The organism is Nocardia pneumoniae NBRC 100136, assembly GCF_000308755.1.
Taxonomy (GTDB): domain Bacteria; phylum Actinomycetota; class Actinomycetes; order Mycobacteriales; family Mycobacteriaceae; genus Nocardia; species Nocardia pneumoniae.
Genome location: NZ_BAGF01000023.1, coordinates 40,264 through 53,483, shown reverse-complemented (window position 1 = coordinate 53,483; position 13,220 = coordinate 40,264). Strand labels below are relative to the sequence as shown.

17 protein-coding genes are annotated in these 13,220 nt (G+C 68.7%); 9 read left to right on the top strand and 8 right to left on the bottom strand.

What is annotated here, in order from left to right; genetic code table 11:
* The first annotated feature begins 7 nt into the window (after positions 1–7).
* Positions 8–736, top strand: a complete 729-nt coding sequence (locus ON34_RS05765) for a VIT1/CCC1 transporter family protein (RefSeq protein WP_040775154.1) — start codon at positions 8–10, stop codon at positions 734–736.
* Between the two features lie 86 nt (positions 737–822).
* Here ON34_RS05765 and ON34_RS34370 read toward each other — a convergent pair whose 3' ends face one another.
* The 3 genes from ON34_RS34370 to ON34_RS05760 are packed head-to-tail and all read right to left on the bottom strand — an operon-like array spanning position 823 to position 1,616.
* Positions 823–996 (bottom strand): CsbD family protein, encoded by a 174-nt coding sequence (locus ON34_RS34370; protein ID WP_083889165.1) that lies wholly within the window; start codon positions 994–996, stop codon positions 823–825.
* 26 nt (positions 997–1,022) lie between these two features.
* On the bottom strand, positions 1,023–1,178 hold the full coding sequence (locus ON34_RS36720) for a DUF6131 family protein (RefSeq protein WP_085997020.1): 156 nt from the start codon (positions 1,176–1,178) through the stop codon (positions 1,023–1,025).
* 24 nt (positions 1,179–1,202) lie between these two features.
* Entirely contained in the window at positions 1,203–1,616 is a 414-nt protein-coding gene (locus ON34_RS05760) for a hypothetical protein (RefSeq protein WP_051022178.1), read from the bottom strand.
* A 114-nt stretch (positions 1,617–1,730) separates the two neighbouring features.
* Here ON34_RS05760 and ON34_RS05755 point away from each other — a divergent pair, with 114 nt between their 5' ends.
* The 5 genes from ON34_RS05755 (at position 1,731) to ON34_RS05735 (ending at position 5,640) form a co-directional block, all read left to right on the top strand.
* Positions 1,731–1,922: a heavy-metal-associated domain-containing protein gene (locus ON34_RS05755; RefSeq protein ID WP_040775152.1), complete on the top strand. Its 192-nt coding sequence runs from the start codon at positions 1,731–1,733 to the stop codon at positions 1,920–1,922.
* A 117-nt stretch (positions 1,923–2,039) separates the two neighbouring features.
* Complete coding sequence (locus ON34_RS05750) at positions 2,040–3,212, top strand: cytochrome P450 (RefSeq protein WP_040775380.1); 1,173 nt, start codon at positions 2,040–2,042, stop codon at positions 3,210–3,212.
* Positions 3,213–3,395: 183 nt separating this feature from the next.
* Positions 3,396–3,839 (top strand): hypothetical protein, encoded by a 444-nt coding sequence (locus tag ON34_RS33335; protein WP_051022176.1) that lies wholly within the window; start codon positions 3,396–3,398, stop codon positions 3,837–3,839.
* Positions 3,840–3,884: 45 nt separating this feature from the next.
* Complete coding sequence (locus tag ON34_RS05740; RefSeq protein ID WP_051022193.1) at positions 3,885–4,400, top strand: ImmA/IrrE family metallo-endopeptidase; 516 nt, start codon at positions 3,885–3,887, stop codon at positions 4,398–4,400.
* A 4-nt stretch (positions 4,401–4,404) separates the two neighbouring features.
* Positions 4,405–5,640 (top strand): MAB_1171c family putative transporter, encoded by a 1,236-nt coding sequence (locus ON34_RS05735; protein ID WP_051022175.1) that lies wholly within the window; start codon positions 4,405–4,407, stop codon positions 5,638–5,640.
* Here the strand turns inward: ON34_RS05735 and ON34_RS05730 are convergent.
* Positions 5,582–6,583 (bottom strand): DUF418 domain-containing protein, encoded by a 1,002-nt coding sequence (locus ON34_RS05730; protein WP_040775149.1) that lies wholly within the window; start codon positions 6,581–6,583, stop codon positions 5,582–5,584. The two genes, ON34_RS05735 and ON34_RS05730, sit on opposite strands and share 59 nt — an antisense overlap.
* Before the next feature lie 174 nt (positions 6,584–6,757).
* Here ON34_RS05730 and ON34_RS05725 point away from each other — a divergent pair, with 174 nt between their 5' ends.
* Both ON34_RS05725 and mmuM read left to right on the top strand, forming a co-directional pair.
* A complete protein-coding gene (locus tag ON34_RS05725; RefSeq protein WP_040775369.1) occupies positions 6,758–7,417 on the top strand; it encodes a phosphate signaling complex PhoU family protein in 660 nt (219 codons plus the stop codon).
* 95 nt (positions 7,418–7,512) lie between these two features.
* A complete protein-coding gene (mmuM, locus tag ON34_RS05720; RefSeq protein ID WP_083889171.1) occupies positions 7,513–8,427 on the top strand; it encodes a homocysteine S-methyltransferase in 915 nt (304 codons plus the stop codon).
* Between the two features lie 72 nt (positions 8,428–8,499).
* Here the strand turns inward: mmuM and ON34_RS05715 are convergent, their stop codons facing one another.
* Positions 8,500–9,360: an RNA polymerase sigma factor gene (locus ON34_RS05715; RefSeq protein WP_040775147.1), complete on the bottom strand. Its 861-nt coding sequence runs from the start codon at positions 9,358–9,360 to the stop codon at positions 8,500–8,502.
* A gap of 93 nt (positions 9,361–9,453) precedes the next feature.
* Complete coding sequence (locus ON34_RS05710) at positions 9,454–10,326, bottom strand: haloalkane dehalogenase (protein ID WP_040775365.1); 873 nt, start codon at positions 10,324–10,326, stop codon at positions 9,454–9,456.
* 679 nt (positions 10,327–11,005) lie between these two features.
* Between ON34_RS05710 and ON34_RS05705 the strand changes: the two genes are divergently transcribed.
* Positions 11,006–11,722: an HNH endonuclease family protein gene (locus ON34_RS05705; RefSeq protein ID WP_040775144.1), complete on the top strand. Its 717-nt coding sequence runs from the start codon at positions 11,006–11,008 to the stop codon at positions 11,720–11,722.
* Between the two features lie 3 nt (positions 11,723–11,725).
* Here ON34_RS05705 and ON34_RS05700 read toward each other — a convergent pair whose 3' ends face one another.
* A complete protein-coding gene (locus tag ON34_RS05700) occupies positions 11,726–12,736 on the bottom strand; it encodes a zinc-dependent alcohol dehydrogenase family protein (RefSeq protein WP_040775143.1) in 1,011 nt (336 codons plus the stop codon).
* Complete coding sequence (locus ON34_RS05695; protein WP_040775142.1) at positions 12,736–13,179, bottom strand: hypothetical protein; 444 nt, start codon at positions 13,177–13,179, stop codon at positions 12,736–12,738. The genes ON34_RS05700 and ON34_RS05695 overlap by 1 nt, the downstream gene beginning before the upstream one ends.
* Positions 13,180–13,220 lie beyond the last annotated feature (41 nt).

Below are 13,220 nucleotides of genomic sequence, written 5' to 3'. Positions count from 1 at the left end.
TGCGTTCATGGACGGCACGATCGGCATACCCGGGCCCCATCCGCACGAGCCACACGGTGTCGGCTTCGCGTCCAAGCTGAACTGGTTGCGCGCCGGGGTGCTCGGCGCCAACGACGGCATCGTGTCCACCGCGGGCCTGGTCGTCGGCGTCGCCGCGGCCACGACCGACACGGCGGCGCTGTTCACCGCGGGTATCGCGGGCCTGTCGGCCGGAGCGATCTCGATGGCGGTGGGCGAATACGTCTCGGTCAGCACCCAGCGCGATTCCGAGCGTGCCCTGCTGGCGAAAGAACGCAAGGAGTTGCGCGACGAGCCGGACTACGAGTTGGCCGAGCTCGCCGGGATCTACCAAGCCAAGGGGCTGACGGCGGAGACGGCGCGCAAGGTCGCCGAAGAACTCACCGCGCACGACGCCTTCACCGCGCACGCCGAAGCCGAACTCGGCCTCAACCCCGCCGAGCTGACCAATCCCTGGCAGGCGGCGTTCTCCTCGGCGGTGTCCTTCATACTCGGCGCGTTGCTTCCCCTGCTGGCCATCCTGTTGCCGCCGGTCACCGCACGCATCCCGGTCACCTTCGCGGCCGTGCTGGCGGCCCTGGCGATCACCGGTTCGATCAGTGCCCGGCTGGGCGGAAGCCCGCGCGGACGCGCGGTGATCCGGGTGGTGCTGGGTGGCGCGCTGGCCATGGGCGTCACCTACGGCATCGGGCAGCTCGCCGACGTGGCCGGAATCTGATCCGGAGCGCGCTGACCCCGGGACGCGGGCGAGCCGGTGCCACGCGGCGGCTCCTCGCCGCCCGCATGGCACCGGCCGATCTCGGATCAGCGCCGGAACGCATCCCGTAGTTTGTCCGCGGCGCGTTCCAGGTTGCCGCGCGCCTGCTCACGACGCCCCTCGTTCTTCAGCCGGGAGTTTCCCGTCGCTTTACCGAGGAATCTCTTCACCCTGCCCCGGGTGGCCCGCGCTCGGTGGGTGAGGCGATCTTCGAACTTCATGATCAACTCCTGCCTCGCCGAGGCCGCTAGTAGTACCAGCGGCGGCCACCGACCGGACGGCCCACCGAGCCCGCGATCAACAGCACCAGACCGATGATCAGCACGATGATGCCCGCAGTGGTGAGCAGTGGAATTCCGAGCAGCCAGCCCAGGACCAAGAGGATGAGGCCGAGAATAATCATTGCCGTATTTCCTTTTCTCGATAATTATTTCGCGGTCAACGGTTTCGAGGTGGAAGCCGTCTTCCCCCGCTCGGCTCGCGCGGGTGTGTGCAGCCACCGCCGCCACGCTGGCTCGCTGGTGGGCCGCGCGCCTGCCTCAGGAGTCTCCGCCGCGAGATCACGCCGTACCGCCGCCATCTCGCGGCGAGACTGCCTGAGCTCACGACGTGCCACCGCGCCGCGCCGGGTGACCCGCCAGGCGCCGGACAGCACGAGCGCCAGCCCGAGCATCCCGATGGCACCCAGCGCGATCCCGTAACCGAACAGCGCTCCGGTGGAGTCGTGGAACTGGTAGTCGAATACCGCGAATTGCTGGACGTCGCCGGTGTTGCCCACCACCGCGGCAACCCCGATAATCACCGCCGCGATCAAGACGGCGAGCCCGATGATGATGATCATGACAATCCCATGTTGTGTCGAGTTGTATGACAACTCCGCTATTCCCGGAGCAGGGGCGATCAAACCGAGCGAAACCGATTGTTTGCATCCTGCGAATCGGTCTATGCGAAACGCATGACGTACACGATTACTTTGCACAATGTGACCAGGGAGTCCGCGTCGGCGATCGAATCGTCACTGCGCGGGGTCAACGGCATCGATTCGGTCGACATCGATGTGCCGTCCGAGCGCGCCCTGGTGAATTCCACCCTCACCTACGGCGAGGTGCTCGACGCCATCCGGCAGACCGGAGCCGCCGCCTCCTGATCGCGTCTCGGGCGGTGCGCGCCACCGGCCGGGTATCCCGGCGCCACATGCGCCCGCTTCGCGGGCAGTCCACGCATCATCGGCATCCCTAGCACGGGTGTGCGGGATGATGACCAGGTGACGGACGTGTTCGACTCCGACTTCGCGCGGGACCCGTGGCCCACACTCGATCGGTTGCGCACCGCGGGCGGCGTGCACCGAATCCGCACGCCCGACGGTCCCCCGGCCTGGCTGGTGACCCGATACCGCGACGTGCGCGCCGGATTGCTGGACCACCGGCTGTCCACGCGGGCCCACTATGCGAACGCGGAGGACTATCGCGGCTTCGCCGTGCCGCCACCGCTGGACAACCTGCTCAACGCCGCCCCGGCCGACCATGCGCGGTTGCGCGGTCTGGTGACTGCCGAGCTGTCGCCGCGGCGGCTGGCCGAGTGGACCGAGCTGGCTCCCGGCCTGGTGAATTCACTGCTGCGCGAGGTCGATTCGGGTGAGCCGATCGATCTGGTCGAACGCCTCGCGGTGCCTTTGCCCGCGGCGATCCTCGGGGAGCTGCTCGGTCTCGACGAGCCGACCCGGAAAAGCCTGCTCGGCTGGGCTAATTCGACGCTGCTGCCCGCGGCCTCGCCCCCGCGCGCACGCGACACGCTGACCACGATGCTGGCGATCATCACCGATGCCACCGCACACGCGCGCACGCACCGCGCGGACACCGTGCTCGGCCGCCTGGTGGCCGCGCACGCCCGGTCCGGGTCACCTAGCGCCGACGAACTGGCCGGGCTGCTGTTCTACCTGCTGTTCGTCTGGTACGAGGTGCTGGTCGATCTGATCGCCGGATCGGTGCTCGCCTTGCTTCCCCGCCCGGACCAGCGCGAGCTGCTGCGCGCGATGCCCGACAAGCAGGGCGCGGTGGACGAGCTGCTGCGCTATCTGTCCCCGCAGGTGCTCGCCGGGCCGCGGTTCGCGACGACCGAGCTCACCATCGGCGAGACCACGATCCAGCCCGGACAGACCGTGCTGCTGTGTCTCGCCTCCGCCAATCACGATCCGGAAATCTTCGACCGGTCCGAGGAATTGGATCTGACCAGAGACCGCGGCGCGCAGCTCGCGCTCGGTTATGGAGTGCACGCCTGCTTGGGCAACGCGCTGGTGCACACGCTGACCGTGGCGATTCTGGACCACATCCTGACCCGGTGGCCGGATTCGGTGCTGCGGGTGGACGAGCGGGACATCGTCTGGCGCTCCGGTTTCCGGCATCGCGGACCGCTCACGCTGCCGATGAAGCTCCGTTGAGATGGGGCGAGCGACGATGATCGCCCCACCTGCTGCCGCTCTCGCGAGCCGGGCCTCTCGCGGCCGCCCGGAGCATCGCCACGGGCACGGCGTTCGATGCGGCCACACCGGCATGCGCTGGCGGAGCACGGACGAGTATGATCTACGACACAGACCCTGTCAACTACAGGAGACACGCTGACCATGGGGGAGGATCCACACCCGTTCACCCGGGCTCTCAACGCGCTGATCAATGGAATGCACCCGCCCGCGAGCAAAGACGGACGGTCCGTGGAGATCACCCACCGGGCTCTGGCCGAGGACATCCACCGCACCACCGGAGCGCGCCTGTCCGCGAACTACCTCTGGAAGCTGCGCACGGGGCAGGCGGTGAACCCGTCCTACGAGACGCTGGAGGTGTTCCGCGGCTACTTCGGGCTCGACAGCCTCGACCCGTTCACCGATCCGCGGCTGGCCGCCGCGCGGGGCAGCGAACTGGCATTGATCAACGCGCTCAAGGGAAATGCCGAACACGAAGTGCTGGAGTTGGTGCTGCGCGACGGGCTGCAACAGGGTACCGTCCGCGCGGAGTCGGTGCTGGCGATGCTGGACATCCTGCGACGCATCGAGAACGAAGAACGCGAGTGAGCGATGCGGATCGCGGCGTGGAGCGAGGACGGAGGTGACCAGCCGGTGCTGGATCGTCGATGGCTGCGGCGCGAACTGCGCGGCCTCGGACTACCCGGCCGGTTCACCGTCGCGGAGCTCGCCGAGGCGGTGGCCGAGCGCCGCGCCCGGCCGCTGCGGCTGCGCCCGGAAAGCTTCGCGGTAACCGGGCTCACCGGTGGCCTGCTGGTCACCGAAACGATCGATTTCATTGCCTACCAGCGCAATACCTCGAAGGTGCACCAAGACCACATCGTCTGTCACGAGCTCGGTCATCTGCTGGCCGGGCATCGCACCGTCGACGTGCGCGGCGCGGAGGCGGTGGGTCTGCTCGCCCCGAATATCGACCCGGCGGTCGTGCGGCGCATGCTCGGCCGCACCAGTTACGCCCAGCCGCAGGAGCAGGAGGCGGAGGACATCGCGAATATGCTGATGGCCCATCACATCACGCACTGGACCGCCCGGGAGGAGTGGGTGCTGCCCGACTCCGCGCCCGTCGCCGCGCGTCGGCTGCTGGCCGCGCTCGGTCCAGGACAGGGCTGAGCCGATGTGGTTCGCGGCGGTGTACGGCGGCATCGGCGCGTTCGCGTTCGCGGCGTTCCTGTGGCGCATCGGACTCGCTCTGCGCAGCCCGGACAATCCCGCCCGCTGGGCCGTGGCGTTCGCGATTCTCGCCGCGGGGATCGGGTTCGAAGCCGCTGTGCCGCAGACCTATACCTGGCTGGGAGACGTTTCCAGCATTCCCAATCTGGCTTCGCTCGTCGTGTACGGCGCCATCGCGACCGCCGTTCTCGCCCAGATCGTGTGGACCGGGTTCATGGTGGCGCCCCAGGAGCCGGACAATCGAGCCGGGCGGCGCATCCTCGCGCTGCCGTTGCTCGTGCTCGCGGTGCTGGCGCTGTTGTTCACGATGGCCCCGGTGCACGACGAGAGCCATCCCACCGACTTCGACGACCATTACGCGAAGGTCCCGCTGGCGGTGGCGTTCCTCGGCGTCTATCTCACCGTGTACTCGGCGGCGCTGATCCGGATCATTCTGCTGTGCCGCGGGTGGATCGGTGAGGTCGACCAGATCTGGTTGCGGCGCGGCCTGCGGCTGCTCGCGGTGGGCAGCACCATCGCGCTCGGCTACAGCGTGGGCAAGGTGATCGCGATCGTCGCGGCGTGGTTCGGCATCGGGCTGCGCCGCCTCAACACCGACATCGCGCCCGCGTTCGCCAGTCTCGGCGCGACGGTCATGCTGGTCGGCTACCTGTGCCCCTCGCTGGCGCCCTGGCTGCTGCATACGGTCGCACGACTGCGGGCGCTGCCCCGGCTGCGTCCGCTGTGGCTGGCCCTGCGGGAGGTGGCCCCGGAGCTGGCGCACACGTCCCTGCGTCGTCCGGACGCGCGGGACCGGGTGTACCGCAGGGTGATCGAGATTCGCGACTGGCTGCTGCGCCTGCAGCCGCATCTGTCCGCCGAGGCGACCGCGGTCGCCGAACGTCTGGCGACCGAACTGGCGGTCCCGGAGCGCACGCGGGCGGCCGCGATCGAAGCCGCGCGCATCGCCGCAGCGCTGCGGGCCCATCGGCTGGGCCTGCCACCGACCCTCGACGACGAATCCTTCACCGAGCCGGACCAATCCACGCTGGCCGGTGAGCTGGCGTGGCTGGTCGAGGTCGCCGGCCAGTTCGACACCGCGCCGCTGGTGCCCGCCACGCTGGCCGCGCTGGCGGCCGAGGTCAATACCGGCGGATCGGCACCCGCGCACGACGGATCGGCACCACCGCCCACACGGTGACACACCACCACGCCCATTCGAGCGGGCCGTAGTCGAAAAACCGCAGCCAGAGGGCGCTGAACAGCGCCTGCCCCATGATGATCGCAACCGCTGATCCCAGCAGCGCCGCGTAGTCGCCGGAGCCGGACAGCCCGAGGCGCGGTTCGGCGAGCAGGATCAGCGCCGTGGCGGCGACGTAGTTGGTCAGTGCCATCCGGCCCAGCGGCTGAAGCACCTCCGACAGCACCTGCCCCGGTTCGATGCGCAGCAGCAGCAGGAATCCGGTCAGGTAGGCGAGCGCGCCGAGCAGACCCGCCACCGCCGCGGCCGGGGTGGACCACAAATCCAGATACGGTGTGCGGTACTCCCACCTGCCCGCCACCACTGCGGCGGGCAGCGCGAGAGCGAAGACCACACCGATCTGCCAACCCCGCTCGGGGAGCGTCTCGACGATCCCGGAGCGGGCCACAGCCAGGCCGAGCAGGAACAAGCCGGGCACCAGAGCCAGGTCGCCACCGAGGGCCACCGCCACGCCGACAGTGCCGACCAGGCCCGCGATCAGGACCACCCAATTCGGCAGCACCGCCGCGGGCAGCAGGATCGCCAACCCGACCAGCGCGTACGGCAACAGCGCCTCCCCCGGCTGGAACTGCTGATGGATCAGGCCGATGACGCCGAGCGCGGCCAAGTGGCGGACCAGGAGGAGTCGCGGACGCTCGCTGCGCTCGGCCGCATGGTCCAGCAGCACTGCGAAGCCGAGCCCGAACACGAACGAGAAGATCGGCAGGAACCGTCCTTCGAACAGCACCGTCAGCGCATGCCCGACCGGAATCACCAGCCCCGTCTCGTCGGTCGCGGCCATGTCCGCGATCTGCCGAATGGTCACCACCAGCATCCCGCACAGCGCGAAACCCCGTACCGCGTCCAACTCGGGGACGCGTAGCGGACCCGCATCGTTGTGCATGCCTCTCACGGTATCCAGCAGCCGCGCCGACGCCGGGATCTCGCGAGGAGATGTCGCTGCACCGCCGCACTTTCGCTGGTGGAGCGTGCGGCGGTAGCGCCGAGGCGATGTCGTTACCGAAGAAGATCCGGTAAGGAATCGACCCCGCGCCGGTCGATAGGTGAGAATTTGGCGGTGCGGACCCAGTTCACTGCCGAGCTCATCGCGTTGACCAAGGATTTGACGCTGATGTGCACGCTCGCCCACGACGCCGTCGAGCGTGTCACCGACGCGCTGGTCGACGCCGACCTCGCCGCCACCTATGAGGCCTTCGCGCTCGACGAGCAGTTGCAGAAGATGTACGGCGCGTGCGAGGCGCGCACCGTGGTGCTGCTGGCGTTGCAGGCGCCCGTCGCCCGCGACCTACGGCATGTGGTGACCGCGATCCAGATCGCCGGTGAACTATCCCGGATCGGATGGCTGGCCAGCCGGGTGGCCGATCAGGTGTACCAGCGCCACCCCGGACACGTTGCCTCGCAGCCCATTCTGGACATCCTCGCCGCGATGGGAAAGCTGGCGGCCGAGCGCACGGCATTGGCGGGACGTGCGGTCGCCGGTCAGCAACCGCTGCCCGAGGAGACGGCCGCCGAACCAGCGATGGAAACGCTGCACCAGCAATTGCATTCGGCGCTGCGTGACCCCGCGTCCCAGCCGCCCACCGATATGGCGATCGACAACGCACTGCTCGGGCACCACTTGGAGCGCTGCGTAGATCACACCGCACGCATCGAGCGGCTGATCCGCTTCCTCGACACCGGCGTTCCCCCGACTGCCCAGCCCGGCGACGACGAGTGAACCCGCGGCCGATCGCGCCCGCTGCCTCGCGCGGACAGCGTTCCTGGTCCAGGCATTAGAGTGGAACCGTGCTGTTCGACCCCGCGGCGGGGGTGCTGATCTCGGACGGCGGCTTGGCCACCGAGCTGGAGGCGCGCGGCCACGACCTGTCCGACGCACTGTGGTCGGCCCGGCTGCTGGTGGACGATCCCGCCGCGATCGAGGCCGTGCACGCGGCATACTTCCAGGCAGGCGCCGATATCGCGACCACAGCGAGTTATCAGGCTTCGTTCGAGGGTTTCGCCGCGCGCGGGCTGAGCCGAGCGGAATCCATCCGGCTGCTGCGCCGCGGTGTGCAGCTGGCCCGCGCGGCGCGCGACGCTTGCGCTGACGGCAGGCCCCGATGGGTCGCGGCCTCGATCGGCCCGTACGGCGCGGCCCGTGCCGATGGATCGGAATATCGAGGACGTTATGGGCGCAGTGTGGCCGAACTGCGGGCTTGGCATCGGCCGAGAATGGAGGTGCTGGCGGAGGCGGGCGCTGATCTGCTCGCTCTGGAAACCGTCCCCGACATCGATGAAGCCGAGGCGTTGGTCGACCTGGTGACCGACATCGGTGTGCCCGCGTGGCTCAGCTACACCATCGCGGGCACCCGCACCCGGGCCGGTCAGCCGCTCGCGGACGCCTTCGCGGTGGCCGCAGCGTCGGACTCGATCATCGCGATCGGCGTGAACTGTTGCCCGCCCGCCGATGTCACCGCCGCGACCGAACTCGCCGCGGGCACCCGCAAACCCGTGATCGCCTACCCGAACAGCGGCGAAGGCTGGGACGCCGTTCGCCACACCTGGACCGGCCCCGTCCGATACGCCCCGGCACAAGCACGCGCATGGGTCGCACGCGGCGCACGCGTCATCGGCGGATGCTGCCGCGTCGGCCCGGCCGACATCGCCCGGCTCGCAACCGAACTGCGCGGAACGTCGGCCTCGGACGATCGCAGCGCATCCGGCCCTTCCAACCGAAATTCCGGCTGAGCATCCTTGTCCGACGACGAGAGTGCGGCGCGACGGCACTACCGAGAATGCTCCCCGAGGGCTCCGGGCGGATCAGCCGTCGCTCAGCATGGAAAAGCGGCCCGAGCCCAGCAAGCCGGTGATCGCGTCCATTTTCGCTTGCGGCGCGGCGTAGTCGGGGTGTGCGCGCAACACCGATGCCGCGTCGTGCAAATGGATCATCTGCTGTTCGGCTTCGACTGCGTTGCGACCGCCAGCGCTGACCGGATGGCGCGCGAACACGGGTTCGCGCGGGTCGACGCGGCCGAGGGCCAGAGCCTTGTCCACCCGGCGTGAGCAGCGGCAGAACGCCGCCGGGTCGACCAGGCCGCAGGTCGCGTTCATGAAGTTGCCGAGCCGCTTCTTGGCGCGCTCCAGGCGTTTCCGGTAGGCGGCGGGGGTGACGCCGAGAACCCAGGCGGCCTCGGTCGAGCTCAGCTCGAAGACATCGCCGAGCACGAAGGCGATCCGCTCGTCCCGGGCCAGGCACTGCAACATGCCCTGACTACAGGTCAGCCGCACCTCCGCGGTGAGCACTTGCGCCTCCGGTCCCCGATAGTCGGCGTCCGCGAGCCCGTCGGCCAGTCCTTCCCGGTAGGCGTCCAGACTCAGCTGGGCGGCCTCCTGCGGGGTCTGCCGTCGCAGATTCAGCAGGTAGTTGACGCCGATGCGGTAGGCCCAGGTGAGCAGCTTGGCCTCGGCGCGCCAGGTGTGCAGGTGGTCGAGGACGCGCAGCAGGATGTCCTGTGTCGCGTCCTCGGCCTCGGCGGGCCGCCAGACCATGCGCAGGGCCAGCCGGTACAGCGGGTCCTGCAACTGGCGCACCACCTGCGCGACGGCGTCCCGGTCGCCCGCGACCGCGCGGGCGACCATGTCCTTCTCGTCCGCCGCGACCAGATCCTGCTCCGTGCCCATCCGGTCATCATTCGGCCTGTCTCGCGGCCGGCGCAAGCGGCACCGGTCACCCCGGGTGTCGGAGCCGGTGCGGACTCCGTCGAGGAGCCCTCGTCACGACCGTGCGGCCGCACCGAGCAAAGCGTGCCGGTCCGCCCAGTCCGCGACCGCGCGACCGATTTCCTCCGGCCGGTCCTCCGGCGCGTGGTGCCCGGCCGGACCGATCGGCGCGACCTCGGCGCCCGCGAAGGTGGTCGCGGCCCAGTCGATCATCTCCGGCGAACCCAAGCCGACGCCGTTCTCCAGCGCCATCAGCAATTTGGGCACTTCGGGCGTGGCGGCCGCCCACGCGCCGTACTCGCGCACGATGGCGACCACATCGGCGGGTTCCCCGTCGAGCGGGAATTCCCTCGGCCACACCAGCAGCGGCTTGCGCGACGCCGGGGTCGGATACGGCGCGCGATACACGTCGTGGTCCTCGGCGGTCAGGTCGGCGACGCCATGGGGCAGGTTGAACTCGATGAAGGTGTTCTCCTCCAGAATCATTCGCTCGCCTTCGGTGGACCGGAACTTGCGGAAAAGCTCAGCTCCGAGCGGAGGCAGTTCGTCCCAGCCCATCGGGCGCAAGAAGGTCTCGATCAGCGCGATGCCACGCACCCGGCCGGGATGCGAGGCGGCCCAATGCATGGCGAGCGCGCCGCCCCAATCGTGGCCGACCAGGATCACTTGGTCCAGCCCGAGCGCGTCGAACCAGGCGTCCAGGTAGGCGGCGTGATCGGTGAAGCGGTAGCCGATGTCGGGCTTGCCCGACTCACCCATCCCGATCAGGTCGGGCGCCAGTGCTCTGGTTCGGTCGGCGACATGCGGAATGACGTTGCGCCACAGGTACGAGGAGGTGGGGTTGCCGTGCAGGAACACAACCGGGGTCGCACCCTCGCCGGTGTCGCGGTAGTGGAGAAACGAGTCGAGTATTTCCACGGTGGGCATGATGTCGTCCTTCCAGGTTCGGGCTTGTTTGCCTTCACCTGGTTTGGACACACGATCACGCCCGCCTGTGACCGACCGTGCGGTGACGCTTGTCACACTTGCCGGTGCGGCGCTACGGCACGTGAATGTCCGTAGTCATGCAGTAGATACATGGTGGAAACTGAAGATCGTCTGAGAAATTTTCCGAAATATACTACCGAACTTGCCAATCAACGGCGCGGCTATCTACTGTCTCGATACGTAGAAACGAGCATGATCGAGATGGAGCGGCAATGGTGCTGGTGCGCAAGCGGCTACAGGTCGCCCGAACCCGACCGCGTCGACCGGATCCCGATCATCCCTGATCGTCACGAGTGAGTCCGGAGCAGGCGCGGCTCGACACCTCGGGACCTCCCCCTCATCAGCCCCGTGGTGTCGTCCCAGTGCGGTCTTCGGAGTGGACAACCATCCGCACAACCGCGCGGCTCCTCAGGTCTCCTCGTGATAGACCGCCCCCGAGTCGGCGCCGGCACGGCGATTCGGGGGCGGGCCCCACTCCTGCTGTCCGACCGCCTCGGCGCACCAATCCGATCCGGGCAGCTGTGCCGAATCTCATACGCGCCGTGCGTTTGTGTCGGCGTGGCAAATGGATACTTTGACGCCGGTTACGTTTCCGGTGGGTTCGGCGTTAGGAAGTTCGATGAAATCCACAGCACACCGCCTGGCCCTGATCAGCGTCATGGTCGCGACTTCTCTCGGACTGGTCTCCTGCTCCTCCCTCGGCACCAGCCAGTCGACCGCCGCGACAGGGTGCGGTCCCGGCGGCAAGGCGTGCACCGCCGCCATACCCAGCCGCGACGCCCTCGCCCTGCTGAATTCCCTGCGCGTCGCCGACCGCGCCCCCAAAACCGGCTACAGCCGGGAGGAATTCGGCCCGCCCTGGTCGGACAACGTGTCGGTGCCCGGCGGCAACAACGGCTGCGACACCCGCAACGACATCCTCCAGCGCGACATGACCGACGTGACGTTCAAGTCGGGCAAGTGCATCGTCGCGACCGGGACGCTCGACGACCCGTACACGGGCAAGACCATTCGCTTCGAGCGCGGTGTGCGGTCGTCCGACGATGTGCAGATCGACCATGTCGTCGCGCTCTCGGATGCCTGGCAGAAAGGCGCTCAGAAGCTTTCCGCCGAACGCCGCCGCGACCTGGCGAACGATCCGCTGAACCTGCAGGCCGCGGACGGGCCCACCAACCAGTCCAAGAGCGATTCCGACGCGGCCGAGTGGCTGCCGCCCAACAAGGGCTTCCACTGCGCCTACGTGACCAGGCAGATCCAGGTGAAGGCGGCCTATCAGCTCTGGGTTACCCAGCCCGAGAAAGACGCCATGGTCCGGGTGCTGAGCGCCTGCCCCTGAGCCTCAGGGCAACTCGATCACCACCTTTCCGAACGGATCGCCGGTGCGGAGGTAGCGATAGGCCGCTGCCGCGTCGTCGAACGGGAAAACGCGGTCGATCACCGGACGCATCCGATGTTCGGTGATCGATCGGTTCATCGCCTCGAAATCGGTTCTGCTGCCCACCGCGATGCGGCGGATGGACAGATACGACGTCCCGAACGGACTGCTCGACGCCGGTTCGGACGCGGGCATCGCGCCGATCATCGTGATCCGCGAGTTGTACGCGCCGGACCGCACGGATTTCGGCAACGTCGCCATGCCCACCGCATCCAGGACGTGTTCCACGCCGTCGCCGCCGGTACGGTCGAGCACGGCGAATTCCCAGTCCGGCGTCCGGCTCCGATCGATCACCTCGTCGGCGCCGAGCGCACGCAGCCGCTCGGCTTTCGTCGCGTTGGAGGTGATCGCAACGACCCTCGCCCCAAGCATTTTGGCGTGCTGAACGCCGAACAACGCGACCGATCCGCTGCCGACCGTCAGTACGGTCTCGCCCGGCAGCACCGGCAGCGGCGTAGTGAGCGCGGCCCATGCCACGACCCCGGCGCAGGTCAGCGTGGCGGCTTCCGCGTCGGTGAGGTGACCGGGCACGTGCACCACCGAATCCTCTTCCAGCACCGCGTAGGTGGCGAGCATGCCGTGATGAGTGGCGCCGTACTGCTCGACGACGTGTGCTTGCCGCTGCGGTCCATCGATCCATCGGACGAAATAGGTCCCGGTCACCCGGTCGCCCACCGCGGCGCGGGTCACTTCTTCGCCTACGGCGATCACCTCGCCGACGCCGTCACTGAGCGGGATGACCCCCGGCGCGGCGGGCAAGGGATACGTGCCGTCCATGAGCATCAGGTCACGGCGGTTCAGTGACGCTGCCCGCACCCGGATCACCACCTGACGCGGGCCGGGCTCGGGCAGCTGCCGCGGCTCGGCGGTCAACGCGCCGCGTGCGGGGTCCAGACGATAGGCGACGGCATTCATCACGCGGCCCCGATGTACTGGTGATCCCACCGGATCCGGCCCGTGTCGTCCAGCGCGACGACGTCGTATCCGCCGCCGACCACCGCGCCATCGGCCTTGCTCACCATGTGCCAGGTGATGCCGATCAGGTTCACCGACAGGCGCACGGCTGGTCCTCCCGCCGCGAACACGTGCTCGCCCGGCGCGACGAACTCGTCGTACGCGCGGTCGACGCGGCGATCCAGCGCTTCGTGACCGCGGATCTCCACGGTCGGGATCGGAAAGGCCAGCGCGGCCAGCGCTTCGCGCATTGCCTGCGGCGGGTCGACCAGCACTTGGGCTCCGTCCGCCGACCACAGCTGCCGGATCCGCTGATGCCTGGCCTCGGCGTCGGGCTCGTTCCACAGCGCGACGTACCGCTCGGCGAAGTGCGCCAGTTCCTGTTCATCGAGGTGCTTGCTCATGCAGCAGAGCTTTGCCGGTGCCGCGACCGCGTGCGATTCCC

Coding starts and splice junctions, on each gene's coding strand:
- ON34_RS05765 (WP_040775154.1), top strand. CDS start 8: ATGGACGGCACGATCGGCATACCCGGGCCCCATCCGCACGAGCCACAC.
- ON34_RS34370 (WP_083889165.1), bottom strand. CDS start 996: ATGAAGTTCGAAGATCGCCTCACCCACCGAGCGCGGGCCACCCGGGGC.
- ON34_RS36720 (WP_085997020.1), bottom strand. CDS start 1,178: ATGATTATTCTCGGCCTCATCCTCTTGGTCCTGGGCTGGCTGCTCGGA.
- ON34_RS05760 (WP_051022178.1), bottom strand. CDS start 1,616: ATGATCATCATCATCGGGCTCGCCGTCTTGATCGCGGCGGTGATTATC.
- ON34_RS05755 (WP_040775152.1), top strand. CDS start 1,731: ATGACGTACACGATTACTTTGCACAATGTGACCAGGGAGTCCGCGTCG.
- ON34_RS33335 (WP_051022176.1), top strand. CDS start 3,396: ATGGGGGAGGATCCACACCCGTTCACCCGGGCTCTCAACGCGCTGATC.
- ON34_RS05735 (WP_051022175.1), top strand. CDS start 4,405: ATGTGGTTCGCGGCGGTGTACGGCGGCATCGGCGCGTTCGCGTTCGCG.
- ON34_RS05730 (WP_040775149.1), bottom strand. CDS start 6,583: ATGCACAACGATGCGGGTCCGCTACGCGTCCCCGAGTTGGACGCGGTA.
- ON34_RS05715 (WP_040775147.1), bottom strand. CDS start 9,360: ATGGGCACGGAGCAGGATCTGGTCGCGGCGGACGAGAAGGACATGGTC.
- ON34_RS05710 (WP_040775365.1), bottom strand. CDS start 10,326: ATGCCCACCGTGGAAATACTCGACTCGTTTCTCCACTACCGCGACACC.
- ON34_RS05705 (WP_040775144.1), top strand. CDS start 11,006: ATGAAATCCACAGCACACCGCCTGGCCCTGATCAGCGTCATGGTCGCG.
- ON34_RS05700 (WP_040775143.1), bottom strand. CDS start 12,736: ATGAATGCCGTCGCCTATCGTCTGGACCCCGCACGCGGCGCGTTGACC.
- ON34_RS05695 (WP_040775142.1), bottom strand. CDS start 13,179: ATGAGCAAGCACCTCGATGAACAGGAACTGGCGCACTTCGCCGAGCGG.